This window comes from Pseudomonas mosselii (assembly GCF_003205295.1).
Taxonomy (GTDB): domain Bacteria; phylum Pseudomonadota; class Gammaproteobacteria; order Pseudomonadales; family Pseudomonadaceae; genus Aquipseudomonas; species Aquipseudomonas mosselii_B.
Window position 1 is genome coordinate 39,684 of sequence record NZ_QJRP01000002.1, and the last position, 21,827, is coordinate 61,510.

The 21,827-nt window shown below is 65.3% G+C and carries 17 protein-coding genes and 1 tRNA gene; 10 read left to right on the top strand and 8 right to left on the bottom strand.

Annotation, left to right across the window (positions count from 1 at the left end; translation table 11 throughout):
- Positions 1 to 28: 28 nt before the first annotated feature.
- Both DMX06_RS02060 and DMX06_RS02065 read right to left on the bottom strand, forming a co-directional pair.
- Positions 29 to 781, bottom strand: a complete 753-nt coding sequence (locus tag DMX06_RS02060) for a slipin family protein (RefSeq protein WP_110734130.1) — start codon at positions 779 to 781, stop codon at positions 29 to 31.
- 3 nt (positions 782 to 784) lie between these two features.
- Positions 785 to 2,134 carry an NfeD family protein gene (locus DMX06_RS02065; protein ID WP_110734132.1) on the bottom strand — a complete coding sequence of 450 codons (1,350 nt, stop codon included), beginning with the start codon at positions 2,132 to 2,134 and terminating at the stop codon, positions 785 to 787.
- 96 nt (positions 2,135 to 2,230) lie between these two features.
- Between DMX06_RS02065 and DMX06_RS02070 the strand changes: the two genes are divergently transcribed.
- The 3 genes from DMX06_RS02070 to DMX06_RS02080 all read left to right on the top strand — a co-directional run bounded on the left by DMX06_RS02070 (position 2,231) and on the right by DMX06_RS02080 (position 3,701).
- Positions 2,231 to 2,689 carry an aminoacyl-tRNA deacylase gene (locus DMX06_RS02070; RefSeq protein ID WP_028688593.1) on the top strand — a complete coding sequence of 153 codons (459 nt, stop codon included), beginning with the start codon at positions 2,231 to 2,233 and terminating at the stop codon, positions 2,687 to 2,689.
- 60 nt (positions 2,690 to 2,749) lie between these two features.
- Positions 2,750 to 2,992, top strand: coding sequence for a DUF2789 domain-containing protein (locus DMX06_RS02075; protein WP_110734134.1), 243 nt, complete (start codon positions 2,750 to 2,752; stop codon positions 2,990 to 2,992).
- 70 nt (positions 2,993 to 3,062) lie between these two features.
- Positions 3,063 to 3,701 (top strand): hypothetical protein, encoded by a 639-nt coding sequence (locus DMX06_RS02080; protein WP_028688591.1) that lies wholly within the window; start codon positions 3,063 to 3,065, stop codon positions 3,699 to 3,701.
- A gap of 6 nt (positions 3,702 to 3,707) precedes the next feature.
- Here the strand turns inward: DMX06_RS02080 and DMX06_RS02085 are convergent, their stop codons facing one another.
- Together DMX06_RS02085 and DMX06_RS02090 are read right to left on the bottom strand one after the other, a co-directional pair.
- A complete protein-coding gene (locus DMX06_RS02085) occupies positions 3,708 to 4,145 on the bottom strand; it encodes a CBS domain-containing protein (protein WP_050703295.1) in 438 nt (145 codons plus the stop codon).
- Positions 4,146 to 4,291: 146 nt separating this feature from the next.
- Positions 4,292 to 6,022 (bottom strand): dipeptidase, encoded by a 1,731-nt coding sequence (locus tag DMX06_RS02090; protein ID WP_110734136.1) that lies wholly within the window; start codon positions 6,020 to 6,022, stop codon positions 4,292 to 4,294.
- Positions 6,023 to 6,411: 389 nt separating this feature from the next.
- Between DMX06_RS02090 and DMX06_RS02095 the strand changes: the two genes are divergently transcribed.
- Entirely contained in the window at positions 6,412 to 8,256 is a 1,845-nt protein-coding gene (locus DMX06_RS02095) for a DUF3857 domain-containing transglutaminase family protein (RefSeq protein WP_110734650.1), read from the top strand.
- Between the two features lie 92 nt (positions 8,257 to 8,348).
- On the opposite strand, the gene DMX06_RS02100 is transcribed toward DMX06_RS02095, so the two are convergent.
- The 3 genes from DMX06_RS02100 to DMX06_RS02110 all read right to left on the bottom strand — a co-directional run bounded on the left by DMX06_RS02100 (position 8,349) and on the right by DMX06_RS02110 (position 10,955).
- Positions 8,349 to 8,425, bottom strand: a tRNA-Arg gene (locus DMX06_RS02100).
- Positions 8,426 to 8,511: 86 nt separating this feature from the next.
- Positions 8,512 to 9,375, bottom strand: a complete 864-nt coding sequence (locus DMX06_RS02105; RefSeq protein ID WP_110734138.1) for an ABC transporter ATP-binding protein — start codon at positions 9,373 to 9,375, stop codon at positions 8,512 to 8,514.
- On the bottom strand, positions 9,372 to 10,955 hold the full coding sequence (locus tag DMX06_RS02110; RefSeq protein WP_181427765.1) for an ABC transporter permease: 1,584 nt from the start codon (positions 10,953 to 10,955) through the stop codon (positions 9,372 to 9,374). The genes DMX06_RS02105 and DMX06_RS02110 overlap by 4 nt, the downstream gene beginning before the upstream one ends.
- Before the next feature lie 299 nt (positions 10,956 to 11,254).
- Here DMX06_RS02110 and DMX06_RS02115 point away from each other — a divergent pair, with 299 nt between their 5' ends.
- Together DMX06_RS02115 and DMX06_RS02120 are read left to right on the top strand one after the other, a co-directional pair.
- A complete protein-coding gene (locus DMX06_RS02115; RefSeq protein WP_110734140.1) occupies positions 11,255 to 12,295 on the top strand; it encodes an ABC transporter substrate-binding protein in 1,041 nt (346 codons plus the stop codon).
- 28 nt (positions 12,296 to 12,323) lie between these two features.
- The gene (locus DMX06_RS02120; protein WP_110734142.1) at positions 12,324 to 13,229 is read left to right on the top strand and encodes a TauD/TfdA dioxygenase family protein; all 906 of its coding nucleotides are present in this window, start codon (positions 12,324 to 12,326) and stop codon (positions 13,227 to 13,229) included.
- Positions 13,230 to 13,370: 141 nt separating this feature from the next.
- Here DMX06_RS02120 and DMX06_RS02125 read toward each other — a convergent pair whose 3' ends face one another.
- A complete protein-coding gene (locus tag DMX06_RS02125) occupies positions 13,371 to 14,285 on the bottom strand; it encodes a LysR family transcriptional regulator (protein WP_110734144.1) in 915 nt (304 codons plus the stop codon).
- Positions 14,286 to 14,477: 192 nt separating this feature from the next.
- On the opposite strand from DMX06_RS02125, the gene DMX06_RS02130 reads away from it, so the two are divergent.
- From DMX06_RS02130 to gabT, 4 genes are all read left to right on the top strand, one after another.
- A complete protein-coding gene (locus tag DMX06_RS02130) occupies positions 14,478 to 16,814 on the top strand; it encodes a TonB-dependent receptor (RefSeq protein WP_110734147.1) in 2,337 nt (778 codons plus the stop codon).
- Between the two features lie 17 nt (positions 16,815 to 16,831).
- A complete protein-coding gene (locus DMX06_RS02135; protein WP_110734149.1) occupies positions 16,832 to 18,505 on the top strand; it encodes an aryl-sulfate sulfotransferase in 1,674 nt (557 codons plus the stop codon).
- A 326-nt stretch (positions 18,506 to 18,831) separates the two neighbouring features.
- Positions 18,832 to 20,274: an NADP-dependent succinate-semialdehyde dehydrogenase gene (gene gabD, locus DMX06_RS02140; protein WP_028688580.1), complete on the top strand. Its 1,443-nt coding sequence runs from the start codon at positions 18,832 to 18,834 to the stop codon at positions 20,272 to 20,274.
- 183 nt (positions 20,275 to 20,457) lie between these two features.
- A complete protein-coding gene (gene gabT / locus DMX06_RS02145) occupies positions 20,458 to 21,735 on the top strand; it encodes a 4-aminobutyrate--2-oxoglutarate transaminase (protein WP_110734151.1) in 1,278 nt (425 codons plus the stop codon).
- Positions 21,736 to 21,827 lie beyond the last annotated feature (92 nt).

A 21,827-nucleotide genomic window follows, 5' to 3' on the forward strand; every position in this document is an offset into this window, starting at 1 on the left:
CGCGTGCTGGGGCCTCCCAGAGGCCCCATCAGCGCTGCTTGTCCACCAACCCCTTGAGCAGATCCATCGGCATCGGAAACACGATGGTCGAGCTCTTGTCCCCGGCGATCGACCCCAGCGTCTGCATGTAGCGCAGCTGCATCGCCCCTGGCTCCTTGCCCAGCATCTGCGCCGCCTGCATCAGCTTCTCCGACGCCTGCAGCTCGCCTTCGGCATGGATCACCTTGGCCCGTCGTTCGCGTTCGGCCTCGGCCTGGCGGGCGATGGCGCGGACCATCGACTCGTTGAGGTCGACATGCTTGATCTCGACGTTGGCCACCTTGATGCCCCAGGCGTCGGTCTGCGCGTCCAGTACCTGGCGGATGTCCGAGTTCAACTGTTCGCGCTCGGCCAGCAGTTCGTCCAGCTCGTGCTTGCCGAGCACGGCGCGCAGGGTGGTCTGGGCCAGCTGGCTGGTGGCGGCGAGGAAGTCCTCGACCTGGATGATCGCCTTCTGCGGGTCGAGCACGCGAAAGTACAGCACGGCGTTGACCTTGACCGAGACGTTGTCGCGGGTGATCACGTCCTGGGGCGGCACGTCGAGCACCACGGTGCGCAGGTCGACGCGGACCATCTGCTGGATGCCGGGAATCAGGATGATCAGCCCCGGGCCCTTGACCTGCCAGAAGCGCCCGAGCTGGAACACCACGCCGCGCTCGTACTCGCGCAGGATGCGCAGGGCCGACAGCAGCAGTATGGCCAGCAGCACCAGCATGGCGCTGAAACCGAATTGCATGAACATCGTCTACTCTCCTTGCGCCGTGGGCGCAGTGGCGCTGACCTCCAGCGTCACGCCATGACGGGCAGTCACCCGCACGTGCTGGCCCGGCTGCAGCGGTGTCGCGCACTGCGCCTGCCACTGTTCGCCCTGGGCCTGTACCGAACCGCAGAACGGGTTGTCCGTGTGTACCTGGATCACCGTGACCAGGCTGCCCACCAGCCCGGCGTCGCCGCTGACCAGGGCGCGCCGGCGTGCCTTCAGCGCCATGCCCAGCACGCCACCGAGCAGCAGCGCCGACAGTACCGCCAGGCTGACGATCAGCGTCAGCGGGATGCCGAAACCCGGGGCGTCAGTGTCCATCAGGATCACCGCGCCGACCACGAAGGCGACGATGCCGCCGAAGCCGACCACCCCGAAACTGGGCAGGAACGCCTCGGCGACCATGAACGCCACCCCGAGCAGGATCAACGCCACCCCGGCGTGGCTCACCGGCAGCAATTGCAGGGCGTACAGCGCCAGCAGCAGGCAGATGCCACCGACCACGCCGCCGACCCCGGAGCCCGGATTCATGAACTCGAACAGCAGGCCGTACACGCCGATCATGATCAGGATCAGCGCCACGCTGGGGTTGGTGATCACCGCCAGCAGGCGAGTGCGCCAGTCCGGCAGGTGCTCCACCACATTGGCGCCGACGGTCTGCAGTGATGCTGACTGGCCGGCGACGGCCAGCGTCCGGCCATCGAGTTGGCGCAGCAGGTCGGGCAGGTCAACGGCGACCAGGTCGATCACCTTCAGCCGCTGGGCTTCGCTGGCCGACAGGCTGACCGCCTCGCGCACGGCCTTTTCCGCCCAGTCGGCGTTGCGCCCGCGCAGTTGCGCCAGGCCACGGATGTAGGCCGCGGCGTCGTTGACCTGTTTGCGGGCGAGGGTGTCCTGCTCGCTGTTCGCAGCGGGCTTTTCGTCCTTGCCGGGGATGCCGATCTGTACCGGCGTCGCCGCGCCCAGGTTGGTGCCTGGGGCCATGGCCGCCACGTGGCTGGCGTAGAGGATGTAGGTACCGGCGCTGGCCGCCCGGGCACCGCTCGGGGCGACGTAGGTGACCACCGGCACGGGGCTTGCGAGGATGGCCTTGATGATCTGGCGCATGGCGCTGTCGAGCCCGCCGGGGGTGTCGAGGCGGATCACCACCAGCTGCGCGCCTTGGGCCTGCGCCTGGTCCAGCCCGCGCAACAGGTAGTCGGCGCTCGCCGGGCCGATGGCGTCGTCGACGCTCAGCAGCCACACATTGGCGCCGGGCGCGGCCTGGCCCCCCGGGGCGAAGCCCAGGATCAGCAGCAACAGCAACAGCAGCACGCACCAGCGCCGGGCGATCACCTGTCGTCACCTCATGCGGACCTGTCCTTGAAGTTTAGCCGTGGCTGCCGGGCCACGGCCTAAACTTGAGGGTGGGGGCAAAACCGGAGGTGCATCATGCGTATGGCCAAGACCCTTCAGCAGCGCCTGGACCAGGCCAACTGCGACTACGACATCATTCCCCATCCCCATTCGGCCACCAGCCTGGAGTCGGCGCGCACGGCCGGCGTACCCGCCGAGCGGGTCGCCAAGTCGGTGATGCTCGATGACCGCCATGGCAACTACATCATGGCCGTGCTGCCGGCCAACCGGCACCTGGACATGACCGAGGTGCGCATGACCGGCGCCTGGCAACTGACCCGCGAAAGCAACCTGCCGAGCCTGTTCGGCGATTGCGAACGCGGCGCCATCCCGGCCCTGGGCGACGCCTACAACATTCCCATGCTGCTCGACCGGACCCTTACCCGCCAGGGTGATGTCTATCTCGAGGCAGGTGACCACGATCACCTTATCCATATGAGCATGGAGCAATACTTGAAACTGGTGCCGCACGCCGAAGTGCGCGAACTGAGCTGATGCTCGCAAACCACGCCGGGCTGGCGTCGTGGACGACCGGCCCGGCCATAGGAGTGAATCATGGAAGCGCCGATCCACAAGTTTTCCGAACTGTTCAAGCAACTGGGCCTGCCGGACGATGCGCTGGGCATCGACCAGTTCATCACCAGCCATTCGCCGCTCAAGGGGGATGTGAAGCTGGTGGACGCGCCGTTCTGGAACGAGTCCCAGCGCTCGTTCCTCAGGGACAGCATCCTTGAGGATGCCGATTGGGCGGAGCTGTTCGACCAACTCAACGAAGCGCTGCGCCGTCCCCGCAAATAAAGCGCCGAGCGGCACCTGATGGGTGATCGGGCCGTTGCTATGCTCAGGGAAAACAAGAGGGGATGGCGCAATGAAAGATCCCTACGCACCCGGTTTCTGGTGCACCGTGACGATCCTGGGCACCCTGACCGCCGGCTACTTCTACGGTATCCGGCACACCCACACGATGAACCAGGCCGTGCAGTTTCTCTATGCCGCCGCCGCCGTGACCGCGGCGGTGGCGTTGTGCGGCCTGGCGTGGATCGCCTGGCAGCAGTTGCACCTGAACAGGCGTGAAGTCGCCCAGGGGCGAACGTTGCTGACCATCTGGAACACCAAGGTCGCCCTGCGCCGCGTCGAGACGGTGTTCGACCGTTATTTCTGGGGCAGCTACTGGCACTCCGGACGCACCTTCGAGGAGGTGATGGGCGAGCTCAAGGGCACGCCGCTGGAGCAGAGCCTGGACGCCCTCAAGCGCCAGTGCCGGGAACTCGACCGGGAAGTGCACGACCACCACCATCACTGGCTGGCCAATGCCCGCGACCTGTCCAGCGTGGCCACGGCCATGGCCCGCGAGCGCTATCAGCTGGACCTGTGCGATGCGCCGGCCCGTGACGGCGGCAACACCGCCGTGCTCAACCGGGATCTGGAAGTGCTGGTATACACCTGGTCGGCGCGCCTGCGCAGCTTCGACCATCAGCTGGACGAGCTGGAGCGCGCCTATCACTGAGCAGGGTTATTCACCGCGGATGTATTGCTCAAGCTGCAGGATCAGGTTGGCCTGTTCGGCGATGGTTTCCTTGACCAGGTCGCCGATCGACAGCAACCCGAGCAGCTTGCCCTCATGCACCACCGGCAGGTGGCGCAGGTGGCGGTTGGTCATCAGGTTCATGCAGTACTCGAGGTTCTGCTTGGGCTCAACCGTGACTACCGGAGAACTCATGATGTCGCGTACCGGCGTGGCCGCCGAGGAGCGACCCTTGAGCACCAGCTTGCGGGCGTAGTCGCGTTCGCTGACGATTCCCACTACCTGGTCGTTCTCCACCACCGGCAGTGCACCGACGTTCTTCTCCGCCAGCAGCCTCAAGGCATCCAGCACCGAGTCGTCAGGGTTGATGGTGTAGACGGTGTGGTGCTGGGACTTGGCTTTGAGGATTTGTTCGACGTTCTTCATACGGGCCTCTGTGGGTGGAAACGCGACGTGTCGGAGTAAATAAAGCATCCGGCACGGCGCTCTGCACGGCAATGCAGGAAACGGCATCGAGGTGATTGAAAAACGTCATCGCGGCAAGGGGCCGCAACGCGGCCCCGGGTGGGTCATCAGAGCTTCGGCATCTGCCCGATCCGCGCCACCATCTCGCTGACGATCTGCAGGTCGAGCATGAACTGCTCCACGGTCTTGAACTCGTTGTCGTTGTGCCCGGTGTATTTCACGTCCGGCATGGCCAGGCCGAACTGCACGCCATTGGGCAGGTCATGCACCGAGGTGGCGCCGGCGGAGGTGCCGTACTCGTGCTTCATGCCCAGGTTCTCGCTGGCCACGGCCAGCAGGGCCTTGACCCATTCGCCCTCGGGGTTGCGGTACATCGGCTCGTCGAGGGTGTAGTCGAAGGCAACCGGGGTCTTGCTCTTGGCCTTCCACGCATCGAGCTTGCCGGCGATCTCGCCCTTCAGGGTGTCGAGCGACTTGCCCTTTGGAATGCGCAGGTTCACCGCCAGCTTCAGCGCCTTGTCATCCAGGCCGACGAAGGTCAGCGAGGTGGTCAGCGGACCCATGAAGTCGTCCTTGAAGCCGACGCCGAGCTTGTTGCCCAGGTAGTCCAGGCCCCAGTTGTCGGCGGCGTAGCGGGCGGCGTCGGTGATGTGGTTGTGCTTGAGCGGTACGTCTTTGCCCAGGCCGTTGAGGAAGTCGAGCATGCGTGCCACCGGGTTGACCCCGGATTCGGGCTCGGAGGAGTGCGCCGACACGCCGGTCACGGTCAGCAGCACCTGCTTGCCGTCCACCTTGGCGTCGATGCTGAAGTCGCCGCCATGGTGTTTGACATAGGCCGCGCCGGCCTTGTTCAGCGCCTTGGCCATGTCGGCCGGCTTGTCGCTGGTCAGTGTCGCCACCGAGCTGCCGGGGATCTGGTTGGTGGCCAGGCCGCCGGTGAGGTTGATCACTTCGGCGCCTTTGCCGTCACCGGCACGCTTGGCGAAGGTGGCCATGACGGTGCCATAGCCCTTCTCGGCGATCACCACCGGGTAGCCGCCGTCCAGCGCCAGGTTGTAGTCGGGGGTGGCGTTGCGTTCGAAGTAGTAGGGGATGGCGTCACCGGTGGTTTCCTCGGTGGTGTCCACCAGCAGCTTGAACTGGCGCGCCAGCGGCAGCTTCTCGTCCTTGGCCACCTTCAGCGCGTACAGCGCGACGACGATGCCGTTCTTGTCGTCCTCGGTGCCGCGGCCATACATGCGGTCGCCCACCAGGGTGACCTTGAACGGGTCGAGCTTGGTGCCGTCCTTGAGCTTCCAGTTTTCCGGAGTGACCGGTACCACGTCGGCGTGGGCGTGGATGCCGATCACTTCCTTGCCTTCACCGAGGGTGATCTCGTAGACGCGGTTGTCGATGTTGCGGAACGTCAGGCCGAAGCCCTCGGCCAGGGCCTTGATCTTGTCGGCAATCTTGATGAACTCAGGGTTCTCGTGCTGCGGCACACCCTCTTTGCGAACGGTCGGGATTTCCACCAGCTCGCGCAGGGTTTCCTTGGCGGCCTTGCCGTACTTGATGCGGGTGTACAGGCCCAGCAGGCGGTTGATCTCGTCCTGCTGCTCGGCGCTCAGCGGCTTGCCGGCCAGGTACAGCTTGAGGGTGTCGTCCAGCTTGTCGGCCTTGGCCAGGTCGCTGCCGGCCAGCTTGCCGAGGAACTGCTTGAAGTCGGCCGGGTCGCTGCCGTCGTAGGCCTTGATGATGGCGGCAGACTGCTGCTGGGAGAGGTTGGCCTGGGCCGGGATCGAGAACATGGCCACGCTGGCCAGCAGGAGCGATGCGGCGGATAGCTTGGTGAAGGGCATGGGTGTGGGCATTCCTTTGCAAGGGGTGGAGGGTGACCGTTTACGCAAACGGAAGATGCCCACGCTATCACCAATGACCACCGGCACGGGAGAGGCGGCAATGTGCTTTTCTGCACAAACGTGCAAGCTTTCATCTACGGCGCGGCCTGCAGGTTTATGACAAAAATGCGTATCATTAGCGTTTTTTGTAATAACCCTAGTGTCCTGTCTCGGAAATACGTTCTCTTTTGGCGAGTGGCTTGGGTGTTCGGCCAAGGCGCCGCGACGAGTCATAGCAGGGCTATGGCGAGGAGTGGCAACGCGGGCCGGGCGCCCAAGACGCCGCCAAAAGTGAACAGCTTATTTCCGAGACAGGACACTAGCGTCACAAGAGAAGGATCCTCATGTTCATGTCTTACCTTGCACCCCTGGCCGGGGTGCTGGCATTCACCCTGGCCTGCATTGCGCCCGCCCAGGCCCGGGACGATGGCACCGACCACTCCGTCACCCTTGAAAAGGTCGTGCAGACCTTCACCGTGCAGCGCGACGGCAGTTTCCAGGTGGCGATCGAATCGGTCTCGCGCATCAACGAAGAGCGCGCCATCCAGGCCAAGGCCCAGCAAGCACTGAGCTACAACCGTGGGTACGAAACCCTGGAGGTCGACCAAGCCTTCACCCAGAAGCCCGACGGGCGCAAGGTCATGGTCGATGCCTCGCAGATCAAGGAGCAGCAGGAGCAGGCGTCCACCTACGCGCCGATGTTCCAGGACTCCCGGGTCAAGGTGGTGATCTTCCCGGAAGTGGCCGTTGGTGACCGCCTGGTGTTGCGCTACAAGCGCCATCGCACCACCGCGCTGTTCCCCGGCCATTTCGAGGACCTCACCGCGGCGGAGTTTCACCCCGTGGGGCAGTTCTCGCTGATCTACGACCTGCCGGCGGACCTGCCACTGTATGCCGACGCACGTGGTTTCAAGGCGTCCACGCCCAAGGTCGGCAAGGGCCGCAAGGTCTACCGCTGGGACTTCGTGCCGACCGACAGGGCCAGGATCGAGGCGAGCGCGGTGTCCTACCTGGACTATGGTCAGTACCTCGCGGTCTCGACCTTCAACGACTACGCAGGGCTCGCTGCCAGCTACCAGGCGCGCGCCGGCGTGCAAGTGACCCCGGCGATTGCCGCGTTGGCCGAACAATTGACGGCGAACCTGCCCGACGCCCGGGCCAAGGCGCTCAAGCTCAGCGATTGGGTGCGTGAGAACATCCGCTACGTGGCGGTCTATGTCGGTGCCGGCGGCGTGGTTCCGCATGCGGCGCAGAGCGTGCTCGACAACCGCTATGGCGACTGCAAGGACCATGTGGCCCTGCTCGAGGCGCTGCTCAAGGCGGCGGGTATAGAGAGCTCGCCGGCGCTGATCAACCTCGGCAATGCCTACCAGCTGCCGAAGGTGCCGACACTCGGCGTGCTCAACCATGTGCTGACCTATGTGCCGAGCCTCGACCTGTACCTGGACTCGACCGATCCGTCGGTGGCTGCCGGTTACCTGCCGCTGATGGACCTGGACAAGACCACGCTGCTGACCGCCACCGGCGCGTTCGGCAAGACACCGGCCACCCAGTTCGGCAAGCAGGTCGGTGAAATGCTGTTCAAGGTCAAGGACACGGGGGCCGCGGACTTCAGCGGCGACTCGACCATCGAAGGCTGGGCCAGCGAGGTCAACCGCTATGGCGCCAAGACGATGAAACCGACAGACCTCGATCGCATCGTCGAGCAGGTGCTCAATGCCTACGGGCAACGGGGCAGCGGCAAGATCCTGATCCAGCCGTCGGTGGCACCGGAGCATTTCCGCAGCCAGGTCCAGGGCCATACCGAGAACCTGGTGAACCTGCCCGGCCCGGTGGGCGTGCCAGCCCTGAGCAGCCTGGTGGGCGGCATCGCCCAGTCGGTCTACGGGTTTGCCACCGAGAACGAGCGCACCCAGGGCTTCGTGTGCATTTCCAACGAAACGCTGGAGCAGTCGCGCTTCGAGTTCCCTGCCGGCGTCACCGTCCTGGCGACGCCAAAGGCCGTTGCTGTGAAGGAAGGCAGTTTCGACTACAGCGCCCGCTACACCCGTGACGGCAACGCGGTGGTGGTCGAGCGTCGCATGCAGTTCAAGCACCCGAAGGCGGTGTGCACGCCTGAGGAGTTCAAGGCGATGAAGCCGGTCATCGAGACCATGGTCCGGGACCTGCAGGGCCAGATCATCGTGCAGGGCTGAGGTCCGGAAACGAAAAAGCCCCGCCAGAGCGATCTGAGCGGGGCTTTTGCTTGCCGGCACCGGTGAAAACACACGGGTGACGGCTGATATCATGGCGCACTCGGCGGGATTCGAACCCACGACCCCTGCCTTCGGAGGGCAGTACTCTATCCAGCTGAGCTACGAGTGCAACGGGCCGCATGATACCCATCTGTGTCGGTGGCGTCCATGGCCTTGATCTGTGGAGTTTTTTCCCGGGGGGACAGCGGGTGCCGGTCACAGTGCGATCAGCTCCGGCCGCAGCCCCTCCACCCGCTGTCCCGCAGGCTTGAGATACCCGCCATCCCCGGTGATCTGGTGCAGGACCTTTTCGCGCAAGCCATGCAATGCCACGCCGGTGCGCTGGCGCGGGTGCGGCAGGTCGATTTCCACCACCGCCTTGATCCTCCCCGGCCTCGGCTCCAGCACCACCACCCGGTCGGCCAGGTAGGTGGCTTCCTCGGCATCGTGGGTGACCAGCAGGATGGTGATCCCCGAGCGCTCGCGAATCGCCAGCAGTTCGTCCTGCAGCTGTTGGCGGGTCAGCGCGTCGAGGGCGCCGAAGGGTTCGTCCAGCAGCAGGATCCGTGGACTGGCCACCAGGCCGCGGGCGATAGCCACGCGCTGGGCCATGCCGCCGGACAGCTGGTGCGGATAGGCCGATTCGAAGCCGACCAGCCCCACCAGCTGCACGAACTCGTGCACGCGCCGGGCACGCTCGCCCTGGGTGAGGGTCTCGTTGACCAGCCCCAGGCCGATGTTTTGCGCCACCGTCAGCCATGGGAACAGGCGGTGCTCCTGAAACACGATGCCGCGTTCGCCGCCGATGCCGTTGACCAGCTGGCCGTCGACCCGGATCGTGCCGCTGTAGTCGGTGTCCAGCCCCACCAGCAGACGCAGCAGGGTGGACTTGCCGCAGCCGGAGGAGCCGACGATGGCGATGAACTCGCCTTCGTTGATCGACAGGTCGAAGTTGCGGATCGCCTCGAAGGGCTGGCCATCGACGCTGAAGGTCTTGCCGACCTGCTCGAAACTGACCAGCGGTGGCGTGGCGTCGGGTTGGTTGGCCGCGTGCAGGGCCGGGGTGATGAAGGCGTTCATGCGGATCTCCAGCGCGTGGCGTGCGATTCGAGGCGTTGGCCGAGGTGGCCGAGCAGGGCGCCGACCAGGCCGATCAGGACCATGGCAGCCATCACCTGGTCCATGCGGAACAATTGCTGGGCGCCGATCATGAGGCTGGCGATGCCGCCGTCCGAGGGCATGAAGTACTCGGCGCCGATGGTGCCGAGCCAGGCGTAGATCAACGCCAGGCGCAGCCCGGCGAAGATCGCCGGGGCGGCGCCGGGCAGCACCAGCAGACGCAGCCGGTGCGGCAGGTCCAGGCGCAGGGCCTGGGCCGCTTCGCCCAGTTGTGGCGCAAGGCTGGCGATGCCGCGCTGGGTGGCGATCAGCAGCGGGAAGAACGCCGCCAGCGCGACGAACACCAGCTTGGCGCCTTCGCCCAGGCCGAACCAGGCAGTCAGCAGCGGCACCCAGGCGAACAGCGCCACCTGGCGCACCGCCGACAGGCTCGGGCCGAGCAGGCGCTCGGCGTTGGCTGACAAGCCCAGCAGCAGGCCCAGTACGAAGCCTGCGCCACCGCCGAGCAGCAGACCGGCCAGGGTGCGTTGCAGGCTCAGGCGCAGGGCCTCGGGTAACGAACCGTCGAGCAGGCCTGCGTACAGGCTGCGCAGCACATCCAGCGGTGAAGAGAGGATGTTGGCATCGACCCAGCCAAGGCTGTTGGCGGCCTGCCACAGCAGCAACAGACCTGCAGGCAGCAGCAGGCTTTGCCAGCCGCGTGGCACCTGGCCGCGCAGCTGTTCGCCCGTGGCCGGTTGCGGCCAGTGCAACAGGCCACGTTCCAGGCGTGAGAAGCCGCGATCCATCAGCGCGCCGACCAGGCCGATCAGCAGGATGCAGAGGAACACCAGGTCGAGCATGAACAACTGCCGCCCCCAGACCATCAGGTAGCCGATGCCTTCGCTGGAGGCCAGCAGTTCCACCGCCAGCAATGACGTCCAGCCGGTGGCCAGGGCCAGCCGCACACCGGCAAGAAACGCCGGCAGCGCGGCGGGCAGCAGCAGGCGCAGGAACAGCAGGTGAGGGGGCAGGCGCAGGACGGCGGCGGCTTCGCGCAGCTTGGGCTGGGCGTCGCGTACGCCGACCAGGGTATGCAGCGTGACCGGCACCACCACGGCCTTGACCAGCACCACCAGCTTGAGCAGTTCGCCGATGCCGAAGAACAGCATGAACAGCGGGATCCAGGCCAGGGTCGGGATCTGCGCCAGGGCGACGAAGGTGGGCAGCACCAGGGTCTGCGCCCGCCGTGATCCGCCCAGCCAGGTGCCCAGCAGCAGGCCGCTGACGATCCCTGCCAGCAGCCCCCAGATCAGGCGCTGCAGACTTATCCACAGGTGAGCCCAGAGCTCGCCCGAGCCGAACTCCAGCGCGCTTTGCCAGACCAGCGTGGGAGCAGGCAGGATCTGTTCGCTCATCCAGTGTTCACGGCTGGCGACGACCCACAAGGCCGCCACCGCCAGCGGCACGATCCACGGCAGGTAGGAGCGGCCTTGCGCCGCGAAAGGGCCGCGCAGCGGCCCCCACAGACGGCGCAGGCTTACGCTCAAGACTTCGCTCATCAGGGCACCTCTCAAACCATTCCTTGTTTATTCGCTGATGGAATTAAAAACTCCATCAAGCGAAATTCAAGAGATAAGAGCATGCGCCCGGTGCATGCGAAAGCCCCATCCCATTGCGTTTTCCTCATATTTTCCATGCGTTTCCTGCAAGCCCGTCGCAGGCCCGCATGGCGCCTGGTTTATGTCTTCTGGTTACTAAAAAATGAAGTTTTGATCTTTGTAGGTTCTAACCGGACCTGCCTAGCTTCTGGCCCATAGCGCCGGCCATCGCCGGTGGCAGCCTGCCAAGGAGCCTTGCCATGAAAACCGCCTTCCGCCATCTGCTCAGCCCGTTGCTCGCCGCCTTGTTGAGCGCCGTGCCCGTGGCAGCCCATGCCGCCCAGCCGGATGTAATCCGCATCGCCGTGCCCGACCTCAGCGCCGGCAGCAAGCCCAGCGCCGGCGGCGTGGTAGATGTGCTGCGCGGCCAGCAACTGCTGGAGAAAGAGTTTGCCAAGGACGGCATTCGCATCGACTGGCGCTTCTTCAAGGGCGCCGGCCCCGTGGTCAACGAGGCCCTGGCCAATGGCCAGGCGGACTTCGCTTACCTGGGCGACCTGGCCGCGATCATCGGCAAGGCCAACGGCCTCGACACCCGCGTGCTGTCGGCCGGGGTGCGTGGGGTGAAGAGCTACCTCGGCGTGGTGCCCGGCTCGGGGATCCACAGCCTGCAGGACCTCAAGGGCAAGCGTGTGGCGGTGTTCCGCGGCACCGCCAACCAGCTGTCGTTCGCCAGCGCCCTGGCCAGCCAGGGGCTGTCCGAACGTGAGCTGAAAGTCATCAACCTCGATTTCAACGCGGCCAACGCCGCCCTGGCCGCCAAGCAGATCGACGCCACCTGGGGCCTGTCCAACCTGCTGTCGCTGCGCGAGCGCGGGCTGGTCGAGCTGCCGGTCAACTCCCGGGATCTGAAAGGCGCCGGCAGCACCCAGGCGGTGCTGCTCGGTACCGGCGAGTTCATCCGCCAGCACCCCGACCTGGTGCAGCGCGTGGTCAACGCCCAGGAGCAGGCGGTGAAGTGGCTGCGCGACGAACGCAACCGCGAAGCCTATGTGGACTTGGTGGCGAACACGGCCAACTGGCCGAAAGCGATCCTGCGCGACGACCTTGCCCAGGAGAACCTTGGCAACTACTTCGACCCGCGCCTGGATGCCGGTTTTGTCGGCCTGCTGCAACAGGGCGTGGACCTGGCCGTCAAGGAGCGCCTGATCCGCCGCGGCTTCCAGGTGGCCGACTGGATCGAACCGCGTTTCATCGATGCCGCACAGCGCCAGGACCAGGCTGTCCAGGCCGCCCGCTGACCCGACAACAACCGTGAGGAGCACGACCATGAGCAACGCCGCACTGGCCACCGCGCCGCAAACCCTCGAACTCGACATCCACCCCGTTGCCGGGCGCATCGGCGCCGAGATCCGTGGCATCAAGCTGTCCGCCGACCTTGATCCGGCCACCATCGATGCCATCCAGGCGGCGTTGGTGCGCCACAAGGTGATCTTCTTCCGGGCCCAGGAGCATCTGGACGACGTGGGCCAGGAGGCTTTCGCCCAATTGCTCGGCGAGCCCATCGCCCACCCCACGGTGCCGGTGGTCGATGGCACCAGCTACCTGCTGCAACTCGATGGCGCCGAGGGGCAGCGGGCCAACTCCTGGCACACCGACGTGACCTTCGTCGACGCCTACCCCAAGGCCTCGATCCTGCGCAGCGTGGTGGCCCCGGCCGCGGGTGGCGACACGGTGTGGGCCAATACCGCCGCGGCCTACCAGGAACTGCCCGAGCCGCTGCGCGAACTGGCCGACAAGCTGTGGGCGGTGCACAGCAACGAATACGACTATGCCAGCGTGAAGCCGGATGTCGACCCGGCGAAGCTTGAGCGCTACCGCAAGGTGTTCACTTCCACGGTGTACGAGACCGAGCACCCGGTGGTGCGGGTGCATCCGATCAGCGGCGAGCGGGCGTTGCAGCTGGGGCATTTCGTCAAGCGCATCAAGGGCTATTCGCTGGCGGACTCGCAGCATCTGTTCGCGCTGTTGCAGGGGCATGTGACACGCCTGGAAAACACCGTGCGCTGGCGCTGGCAGGCGGGGGACGTGGCGATCTGGGACAACCGCGCGACGCAGCACTATGCGGTGGATGACTACGGCACCCAGCCGCGCATCGTGCGCCGCGTGACCTTGGCTGGCGAGGTGCCGGTGGGCGTCGATGGACAACTGAGCCGCACTACCCGTAAAGACTGACGTCTGGCCTGGCTTACCCTGTGGGAGCGGCCTTGTGTCGCGAAAGGGCCGCACAGCGGCCCCGGCAATTTTGCATGATGCCGAGATCATCGGGCCGCTGCGCGCCCCATCGCGACACAAGGCCGCTCCCAAAGGTCTCTGCTAGATCGACATGATATCGGTATCGCAGGCCACCAACTGCCTCACCAACCCCTGCGCCAGCGCCGACAATCCATACCCCACCCGGCTCACCACCCCATAGCGGGTGTAGAACGCCTCTTCCTGCTCCGGCGCCAGATCCACCAGCTTGAGGGCCACCAGGCCGTCATAGGGCCGCAGGTTCGCACTGCAAGCGATGCCGATGGTGTCCGAATGCAGCACGACATTGAGCAGCGCATAACCATGCTCGCATTCCACGCTGGGCAGAAAGTCCTGCCGCCCGCTCAGGTCGCTGAGGATCTTGCGGATGTTCGGCGGGCGAAAGGTGGTGGCCAGCGGATAATCGAACAGGTCCCGCGCCCTTACCTCGGCCAGCTCGGTCAATGGATGCCCCCGGCGGCAGCAGAAGTGCCAGCGCTGTGGCCTGAGCTTGTGCACCTGGTAATCCGGGTCGGCCTCGAACTGGCGGGTGTCGGCGACGAAGAACTCGATCTCCTCGGCGATCAGCCGCCGGTTCAGCGCCTGCCAGTTGTCCACCTGGAAGCAGGTGCGCGCCGCCGGGTACTCGGCAACGAACCGCGCCACCGCCCGCGGCACCAGCCCGCCGGCGGGCGCCGGCCCCGAGCCGAAGCGCACCACGCCGGTGGTGGCGCCATTGAACTGGTTGATCTCGTTGACCAGGTTGTGCGCCCCGTGCACCAGCCGTCGCGAATGCTCCAGCACCAGCAGGCCCTGGCGGGTCGGCGCCAGCTCCTTGCTGGCGCGGTCGACCAGGCGGCAGCCGACGTTGTGTTCCAGCGTCTGGATGCTGCGGCTGAAGGCCGATTGCGAGAGGTTCACCGCCGCCGCCGCGGCGACGAAACTGCGGTGCTCGACAAGGGCGATGAAGTGGCGGAGCTGGCGCAGGTCGATATGCATTTTCTACATGGAAACTTTCGGTGGAATGCAATTGCTGGGAAGGGTTGGGAACCTTATAAAGGGAGTCACTTATTCCACAAAATATGAAATATAAATATTTATATCTCTTAAAAGAATAAAGCCCGTCTGATCGCGATTCGGTTCCGCCAACGGAAATGCTCGCCAGGGCCTGTGCCTCCAAGGAGCATCTGCATGTCCCGACTTTCCCGTTGGCCGGCGCGCGCGTCGGTATTCGCCCTGCAACCCTTGGCCGCTGGCGTGCTGCTGGCCGCCGCCGGCAACAGCTTTGCTGAAGAACCACGCTCGACTGCACCGGCGCTCGAGCAGGAAGCCAAGCTCGGCACCGTCACCGTCAATGCCCGGCGCCGTGAGGAGACCGCCCAGAGCGTGCCCACGCCGATCAGCGTGCTGGGCAGCGAAACCCTGGAGACCCAGCGCATCTACCGCGTGCAGGACCTGCAACAGCTGGTGCCGAGTACCAACGTCGCCTATGTGCACGCCCGGCAGTCGAGCATCTCCATCCGTGGGCTGGGCAACAACCCGGCCAGTGATGGCCTGGAAGGCAGCGTCGGCGTGTACCTGGACAACGTCTACCTGGGGCGACCGGGCATGGCGGTGTTCGACCTGCTCGATGTCGAGCAGCTGGAGGTGCTGCGTGGACCGCAGGGCACGCTGTTCGGCAAGAACACCACCGCTGGCGTGCTCAACATCACCACCCGCAAGCCGACCTTCCACCAGGAAGGCAGTGTGCAGTCGTCGTTGGGCGAGGATGGCTACTGGCAGACCCAGGGCAGCTTCTCCGGCCCCCTGACCGACATCCTCGCCGGGCGCATCAGTGCCTACCACACCGAGGACGACGGCTATGTGAAGAACGTCTACAACGGCCACGACCTCAATGGCGGCAAGCGCCAGGGCTTTCGTACCCAGTTGCTGTTCAAGCCCAGTGAAACCTTCAACCTGCGCTGGATCGGCGAGTACAACGAAGAAGACTCCGATAACGGCATCCTCAGCCTGTACAGCACCGGTCCGACCATCAATGGCGTGAACCGCTACGAAAGCCTGGCCGCCCAGGCCGGTGCCACCCTGGTGTCGGGCAAGGACCGCAAGGTCAACTTCGACGCCGACCAGATGGTCAAGGTGTTCCAGGGCGGCACCTCGGTGGAGGCCAACTGGACCCTGCCCAACGACTTCACCCTCACCTCGATCAGCGCCTACCGCTGGTGGGATTTCACCCCGCGCAACGACGACGGCCTCAACGTGCCGGTGTTCCACAGTGCCGGGGTGTCGGTGCGCGACAAGCAGTACTCCCAGGAAATCCGCCTGGCTTCGCCCACCGGCGGCTTCTTCGACTATGTGCTCGGCGCCTACTACTTCAAGCAGGACCTGGACAACAAGTCGTTCACCTACAACGGCCCCCAGGCAGACATCTGGAACCTGACACCGGCCGGCGCCCTGGCCAACGTCACCACCCTCGGCAACGGCCATATCGATACCGACAGCTACGCGCTGTTCGCCCAGGGGACCTGGCACCTGACCGAACGCCTGGACTTCACCGCCGGGGTGCGTGGCACCTACGAGGAGAAAAGCGCCTGGGTGACCCGCGATGCGCCGACCGGCGGCGCGGCCGTCACCGGTGCGGCGGCCGCGGCCCGTCAGGGCAGGGTGGGGGCCTACGATTCAGGTGACCTCAACCAGTACAGCTTCGCCCCGTCCGGGCTGCTCAGCCTGAGCTACCGCTTCAGCGACGACGTGCTGGGCTATGCCAGCCTTTCCCATGGCGAGAAGTCCGGCGGCGTCAACCTCACCGTCGGTGCCGCGCCGCGCCTGGGTACCGACTCGCTGCTGGTGGGCACCGAGCGCGCCAACAACGCGGAACTCGGGATCAAGAGCACGCTGCTGGACAACCACCTGCAACTCAATACCAACCTGTTCTGGACCGAAGTGCACGGCTACCAGGCCAACGTCTACGACCAGGTCAACCGCGTGCAGTATCTGGCCAATGCCGGCAGCGTGCGTTCCCGTGGCCTGGAGTTCGAGGCCACCGCCCTGCCGGTCCGTGGGCTGACCCTGAACTTCAACGGCTCGTGGAATGACGTGCGCTACACCGAGTACGACGACGCACCCTGCCCGCCGGAGGTGAGCCTGGCCAATCCCGCCGCCACCTGCGACCTGTCCGGCCACCAGGTGGTCGGTGCCTCCAAGTACATCGCCAACCTCAACGGCCAGTACAAGTGGCAGCTCAGCGAGCGCATCGAGCCCTACGTCACCGCCAGTTACGCGTTCCGTTCGAAGGCCGTCGGCACCATCGACGACTCCGACTACGGCCAGATCCCCAGCTACGCCATCGTCAACCTGTCCACCGGTGTGCGCCTGGACCAGGGCGACGGTGTGCTCGACCTGTCGCTGTGGGTGAAGAACGCCGGCGACAAGACCTACTTCACCAGCCTGTGGAACTCCGCCAACGGCGGCTATGCCGGCGTGCTGGGCACCCCGCGCACCGTGGGCGCCACCGCCCGTTACGACTTCTGAGCACAAGGAGCTTTGCCATGAATGCCAAGACCCAACCGCACGACCTGCCCGAAGGCGCCTGCCTCACCGCCAAGGTGCCCGACCGCGACCAAGCCCTGCTTGGCGAGGTGGTGGTCAACCCGTACCGCTTGGCGCCGCTGACCGCGATCATCCGTGACGGCGGACGCACCCTGAGCGCCGCCCATGTGCGGGTGCTGGGCCGCGGCGAGCGCGGTGTCGATATCGTCTACGACGTGTCCGACCGCTCGCTGTGGACCTACGGCGGTATCCCGGTGTTCGGCCTGTACCCCGACCACGTCAACCAGGTCGAGGTGAGCTACAAGCTCGATGGCGAACGCATCCGCGAACGTTACGAAATCTACGCCCCGGCGGTGCGCCTGCCGGTGGTGGCGAAGCAGACCGCCGCGCTGCCCGAGGTGGAGCCGGTCAAGGTCGCGCCCGGTTTCGAGCAGCGCCTGTACCTGTTCAACCACCTGCTGGCCGAGATCCCCGGTGGGCGTGCCTTCAAGTGGAACGGCCTGGGCGGCGCCGCCGAGTGGGACTCGGTGGGCAACAACTGGATCGCCGACAGCAACGGTGACGTGCGCTGGTACCTGGACATCGAGCAGATACACGATTCCAACCACCGCGACGGCCTGGGCGGCACCATGGGCTTCCACCAGACCCGCGACGGCAAGCTGATCTGGGGCCAGGGCCAGACCTACTCCAAGTACGATCTGCTGGGGCGCAAGGTGTGGCAGCGCAACCTGCCGGACAAGTTCGCCGACTTCTCCCACGAGATCCGCGAGACGGCGAACGGCAGCTACCTGCTGCGGGTCGGTACCAGCGACTACCGCCGCCCTGACGGCAAGCGCGTGCGCTCGATCCGCGACCATATCATCGAGGTCAACGAAGCCGGTGACGTGCTGGACTTCTGGGACCTGAACCAGATCCTCGACCCCTATCGCGGCGAGCTGCTGGAAACCTTGGGCAAGGCCGCGCTCCAGCTGCCGGACGGCGTGCAGAAACAGGACGACCGGCTGGCCAACGAACTGGCCGAAGGCGACCTGCCTTTCGGCGACACCCCGGGTGTCGGCACCGGGCGCAACTGGGCTCACGTCAATGCCATCGACTACGACGCCGATGACGACAGCATCATCGTTTCAGCACGGCACCAGGGCGTGGTGAAGATCGGTCGCGACAAGCAGGTGAAGTGGATCCTCGCCGCCCCCCAGGGCTGGCCGGCGCGCCTGCAGGACAAGGTGCTCAAGCTTGTGGGTGAAGGCTTCGAATGGTCCTGGACCCAGCACACCGCCTGGCTGACCGGGCGCGGCACGCTGACCGTGTTCGACAACGGCTGGGGCCGCGACTTCGGCCCGACCAGGCTGAGCGGCAACTACAGCCGAGCCGTGGAGTACCGCATCGACGAGGCCAAGGGCACGGTCGAGCAAGTGTGGCAGTACGGCAAGGAACGCGGGGACGAGTGGTACAGCCCGATCACCTCGGTGGTGGCGTACCGGGCGGATACCGATACCCAGTTCATCTACTCGGCTTCGGTGAATTTCCTGACGCCCGAGAAACTGACCACCACCGTGCTCAATGAAGTGCGTCGGGGGACCCAGGAGGTGGCGGTGGAGCTGAAAGTGCACAGTCGCCAGCCGGGCAGCGTGGGCTACCGGGCGCTGGTGATCGATCTCGACAAGGCGTTCTGATCCAATCCTTCCCCCAGCAGGTTATCGGCTAACCTGTGCTGGCCTCTTCGCGGGTAAACCCGCTCCCACTGGTTCGCCACCGACCCTGTAGGAGCGGGTTTACCCGCGAATGGGCGATGCGAATTTCGGACAGGGTGTTCAACCATTCGTTCTTTTTTTCGAACAGCCTATTGTCCAACACCCCAACCCCCGCTTAGCATTCCGTTTGAGATTTCAAACGCTCGGCACCCAGGCGTCGAACACCCTGGTGCACGAATTTGTGACGGCCGCCCCCGCTCGGGGGCGCCTTTTCAACAATCAATAATTCGCAGTAAAGGGAAGCCGACATGCAGCTCAAAGACGCTCAGTTGTTCCGCCAGCAGGCCTTCATCAACGGTGAATGGCTGGATGCGGACAGCGGTCAGACCATCAAGGTGACCAACCCGGCCACCGGTGAGGTGATCGGTACCGTGCCGAAGATGGGCGCCGCCGAGACCCGTCGCGCCATCGAGGCCGCCGACAAGGCCCTGCCGGCCTGGCGCGCACTGACTGCCAAGGAGCGTGCCGGCAAGCTGCGTCGCTGGTTCGAGCTGATGATCGAGCACCAGGACGACCTGGCCCGCCTGATGACCACCGAGCAGGGCAAGCCACTGGCCGAAGCCAAGGGCGAGATCGCCTACGCCGCCTCGTTCATCGAGTGGTTCGCCGAGGAAGCCAAGCGTGTGTACGGCGACGTCATCCCTGGCCACCAGCCGGACAAGCGGCTGATCGTCATCAAGCAGCCGATCGGTGTCACCGCCGCCATCACCCCGTGGAACTTCCCGGCCGCGATGATCACCCGTAAAGCCGGCCCGGCCCTGGCCGCCGGTTGCACCATGGTGCTCAAGCCCGCTTCGCAGACCCCCTACTCCGCCCTGGCCCTGGTCGAGCTGGCCACCCGTGCCGGCATCCCGGCCGGCGTGCTGAGCGTGATCACCGGCAGCGCCGGCGAAGTCGGCTCCGAGCTGACCGGCAACTCCCTGGTGCGCAAGCTGTCCTTCACCGGCTCCACCGAAATCGGCCGCCAGTTGATGGAAGAATGCGCCAAGGACATCAAGAAGGTTTCCCTGGAGCTGGGCGGCAACGCTCCGTTCATCGTGTTCGACGACGCCGACCTGGACAAGGCGGTCGAGGGCGCGATCATCTCCAAGTACCGTAACAACGGCCAGACCTGCGTCTGCGCCAACCGTATCTACGTGCAGGACGGTGTCTACGACGCCTTCGCCGAGAAGCTGAAAGCCGCCGTGGCCAAGCTGAAGATCGGCAACGGCCTGGAAGAAGGCACCACCACTGGTCCGCTGATCGACGGCAAGGCTGTCGCCAAGGTCCAGGAGCACATCGAGGACGCCGTCGCCAAGGGCGCCAAGGTGCTGTCCGGCGGCAAGATCATCGAAGGCAACTTCTTCGAGCCGACCATCCTGGTCGATGTGCCGAAAACCGCCGCCGTCGCCAAGGAAGAGACCTTCGGCCCGCTGGCGCCGCTGTTCCGCTTCAAGGACGAGGCCGAAGTCATCGCCATGTCCAACGACACCGAATTCGGCCTGGCCTCGTACTTCTACGCCCGCGACATGAGCCGCGTGTTCCGCGTCGCCGAGGCCCTGGAATACGGCATGGTGGGTATCAACACTGGCCTGATCTCCAACGAAGTGGCGCCGTTCGGCGGCATCAAGGCTTCGGGCCTGGGCCGTGAAGGCTCCAAGTACGGTATCGAGGACTACCTCGAGATCAAATACCTGTGCATCAGCGTCTGATCGCCAGGTAAACGCTTTTACCTCTGCCAGCGGGGCGCGAGAGCGACGTCTTGCTGGCCTTTTTGACATAGCGGTACCTGGTGGCCAGGGCATGTGTGGCAGTCGATCAACGAATACTGTGCACGCCTGCATCCAGCCACCCCCGAATAAAAGCGCCGCAGAACCGGCGCCATTGAGGGCACTATGAGCAAGACCAACGAATCCCTGATGCAACGCCGTGTAGCCGCCGTCCCACGTGGCGTTGGCCAGATCCACCCGATCTTCGTCGACACCGCGAAGAACTCGACCGTGATCGACGTTGAAGGCCGCGAACTGATCGACTTCGCTGGCGGCATCGCGGTACTGAACACCGGCCACCTGCACCCGAAAGTGGTAGCGGCCGTGCAAGAGCAGCTGACCAAGGTCAGCCACACCTGCTTCCAGGTGCTGGCCTACGAGCCCTACGTCGAGCTGTGCGAGAAGATCAACAAGCTGGTCCCGGGCAACTTCGACAAGAAGACCCTGCTGGTCACCACCGGCTCCGAAGCCGTTGAAAACGCCGTGAAGATCGCCCGTGCCGCCACTGGCCGTGCCGGCGTGATCGCCTTCACCGGCGGCTACCACGGCCGCACCATGATGACCCTGGGCCTGACCGGCAAGGTCGTGCCGTACTCCGCTGGCATGGGCCTGATGCCAGGCGGCATCTTCCGCGCCCTGTTCCCGAGCGAACTGCACGGCATCAGCGTCGACGATGCCATCGCTTCGGTCGAGCGCATCTTCAAGAATGACGCCGAGCCGCGCGACATCGCCGCGATCATCCTCGAGCCGGTACAAGGCGAAGGCGGCTTCCTGCCGGCGCCGAAAGAGCTGATGAAGCGCCTGCGCGCCCTGTGCGACCAGCACGGCATTCTGCTGATCGCCGACGAAGTGCAGACCGGCGCTGGCCGTACCGGCACCTTCTTCGCCATGGAGCAGATGGGCGTCGCGCCTGACCTGACCACCTTCGCCAAGTCCATCGCCGGCGGCTTCCCGCTGGCCGGTGTGTGCGGCAAGGCCGAGTACATGGACGCCATCGCCCCGGGCGGCCTGGGCGGCACCTATGCCGGTTCGCCGATCGCCTGCGCCGCGGCCCTGGCCGTGATCGAAGTGTTCGAGGAAGAGAAACTGCTGGACCGTAGCAAGGCTGTCGGCGAGCGCCTGACCGCCGGCCTGCGTGAAATCCAGAAGAAGCATTCGATCATCGGCGATGTCCGTGGTCTGGGCTCGATGATCGCCGTGGAAGTCTTCGAGAAAGGCACCCACACCCCGAACGCCGCCGCCGTTGCCCAGGTGGTCGCCAAGGCTCGCGACAAGGGCCTGATCCTGCTGTCTTGCGGCACCTACGGCAACGTCCTGCGGATCCTGGTTCCGCTGACCGCCGAAGACGCGCTGCTGGACAAAGGCCTGGCCATCATCGAAGAGTGCTTCGCCGAACTGGCCTGAAAAATGTGACACGCTTCAGAAAAAAACCCGCCTCGGCGGGTTTTTTTTGTGCCGCTCGCCAGCGTCAGGCGCTAAGGTTGTACGAGGATTCC

What these genes read in the sequence shown, in the direction of transcription:
- DMX06_RS02060 (WP_110734130.1), bottom strand. Translation starts at nt 781, where the DNA reads ATGTTCATGCAATTCGGTTTCAGCGCCATGCTGGTGCTGCTGGCCATA.
- DMX06_RS02070 (WP_028688593.1), top strand. Translation starts at nt 2,231, where the DNA reads ATGCGTATGGCCAAGACCCTTCAGCAGCGCCTGGACCAGGCCAACTGC.
- DMX06_RS02075 (WP_110734134.1), top strand. Translation starts at nt 2,750, where the DNA reads ATGGAAGCGCCGATCCACAAGTTTTCCGAACTGTTCAAGCAACTGGGC.
- DMX06_RS02080 (WP_028688591.1), top strand. Translation starts at nt 3,063, where the DNA reads ATGAAAGATCCCTACGCACCCGGTTTCTGGTGCACCGTGACGATCCTG.
- DMX06_RS02085 (WP_050703295.1), bottom strand. Translation starts at nt 4,145, where the DNA reads ATGAAGAACGTCGAACAAATCCTCAAAGCCAAGTCCCAGCACCACACC.
- DMX06_RS02090 (WP_110734136.1), bottom strand. Translation starts at nt 6,022, where the DNA reads ATGCCCTTCACCAAGCTATCCGCCGCATCGCTCCTGCTGGCCAGCGTG.
- DMX06_RS02095 (WP_110734650.1), top strand. Translation starts at nt 6,412, where the DNA reads ATGTCTTACCTTGCACCCCTGGCCGGGGTGCTGGCATTCACCCTGGCC.
- DMX06_RS02105 (WP_110734138.1), bottom strand. Translation starts at nt 9,375, where the DNA reads ATGAACGCCTTCATCACCCCGGCCCTGCACGCGGCCAACCAACCCGAC.
- DMX06_RS02110 (WP_181427765.1), bottom strand. Translation starts at nt 10,955, where the DNA reads ATGAGCGAAGTCTTGAGCGTAAGCCTGCGCCGTCTGTGGGGGCCGCTG.
- DMX06_RS02115 (WP_110734140.1), top strand. Translation starts at nt 11,255, where the DNA reads ATGAAAACCGCCTTCCGCCATCTGCTCAGCCCGTTGCTCGCCGCCTTG.
- DMX06_RS02120 (WP_110734142.1), top strand. Translation starts at nt 12,324, where the DNA reads ATGAGCAACGCCGCACTGGCCACCGCGCCGCAAACCCTCGAACTCGAC.
- DMX06_RS02125 (WP_110734144.1), bottom strand. Translation starts at nt 14,285, where the DNA reads ATGCATATCGACCTGCGCCAGCTCCGCCACTTCATCGCCCTTGTCGAG.
- DMX06_RS02130 (WP_110734147.1), top strand. Translation starts at nt 14,478, where the DNA reads ATGTCCCGACTTTCCCGTTGGCCGGCGCGCGCGTCGGTATTCGCCCTG.
- DMX06_RS02135 (WP_110734149.1), top strand. Translation starts at nt 16,832, where the DNA reads ATGAATGCCAAGACCCAACCGCACGACCTGCCCGAAGGCGCCTGCCTC.
- gabD (WP_028688580.1), top strand. Translation starts at nt 18,832, where the DNA reads ATGCAGCTCAAAGACGCTCAGTTGTTCCGCCAGCAGGCCTTCATCAAC.
- gabT (WP_110734151.1), top strand. Translation starts at nt 20,458, where the DNA reads ATGAGCAAGACCAACGAATCCCTGATGCAACGCCGTGTAGCCGCCGTC.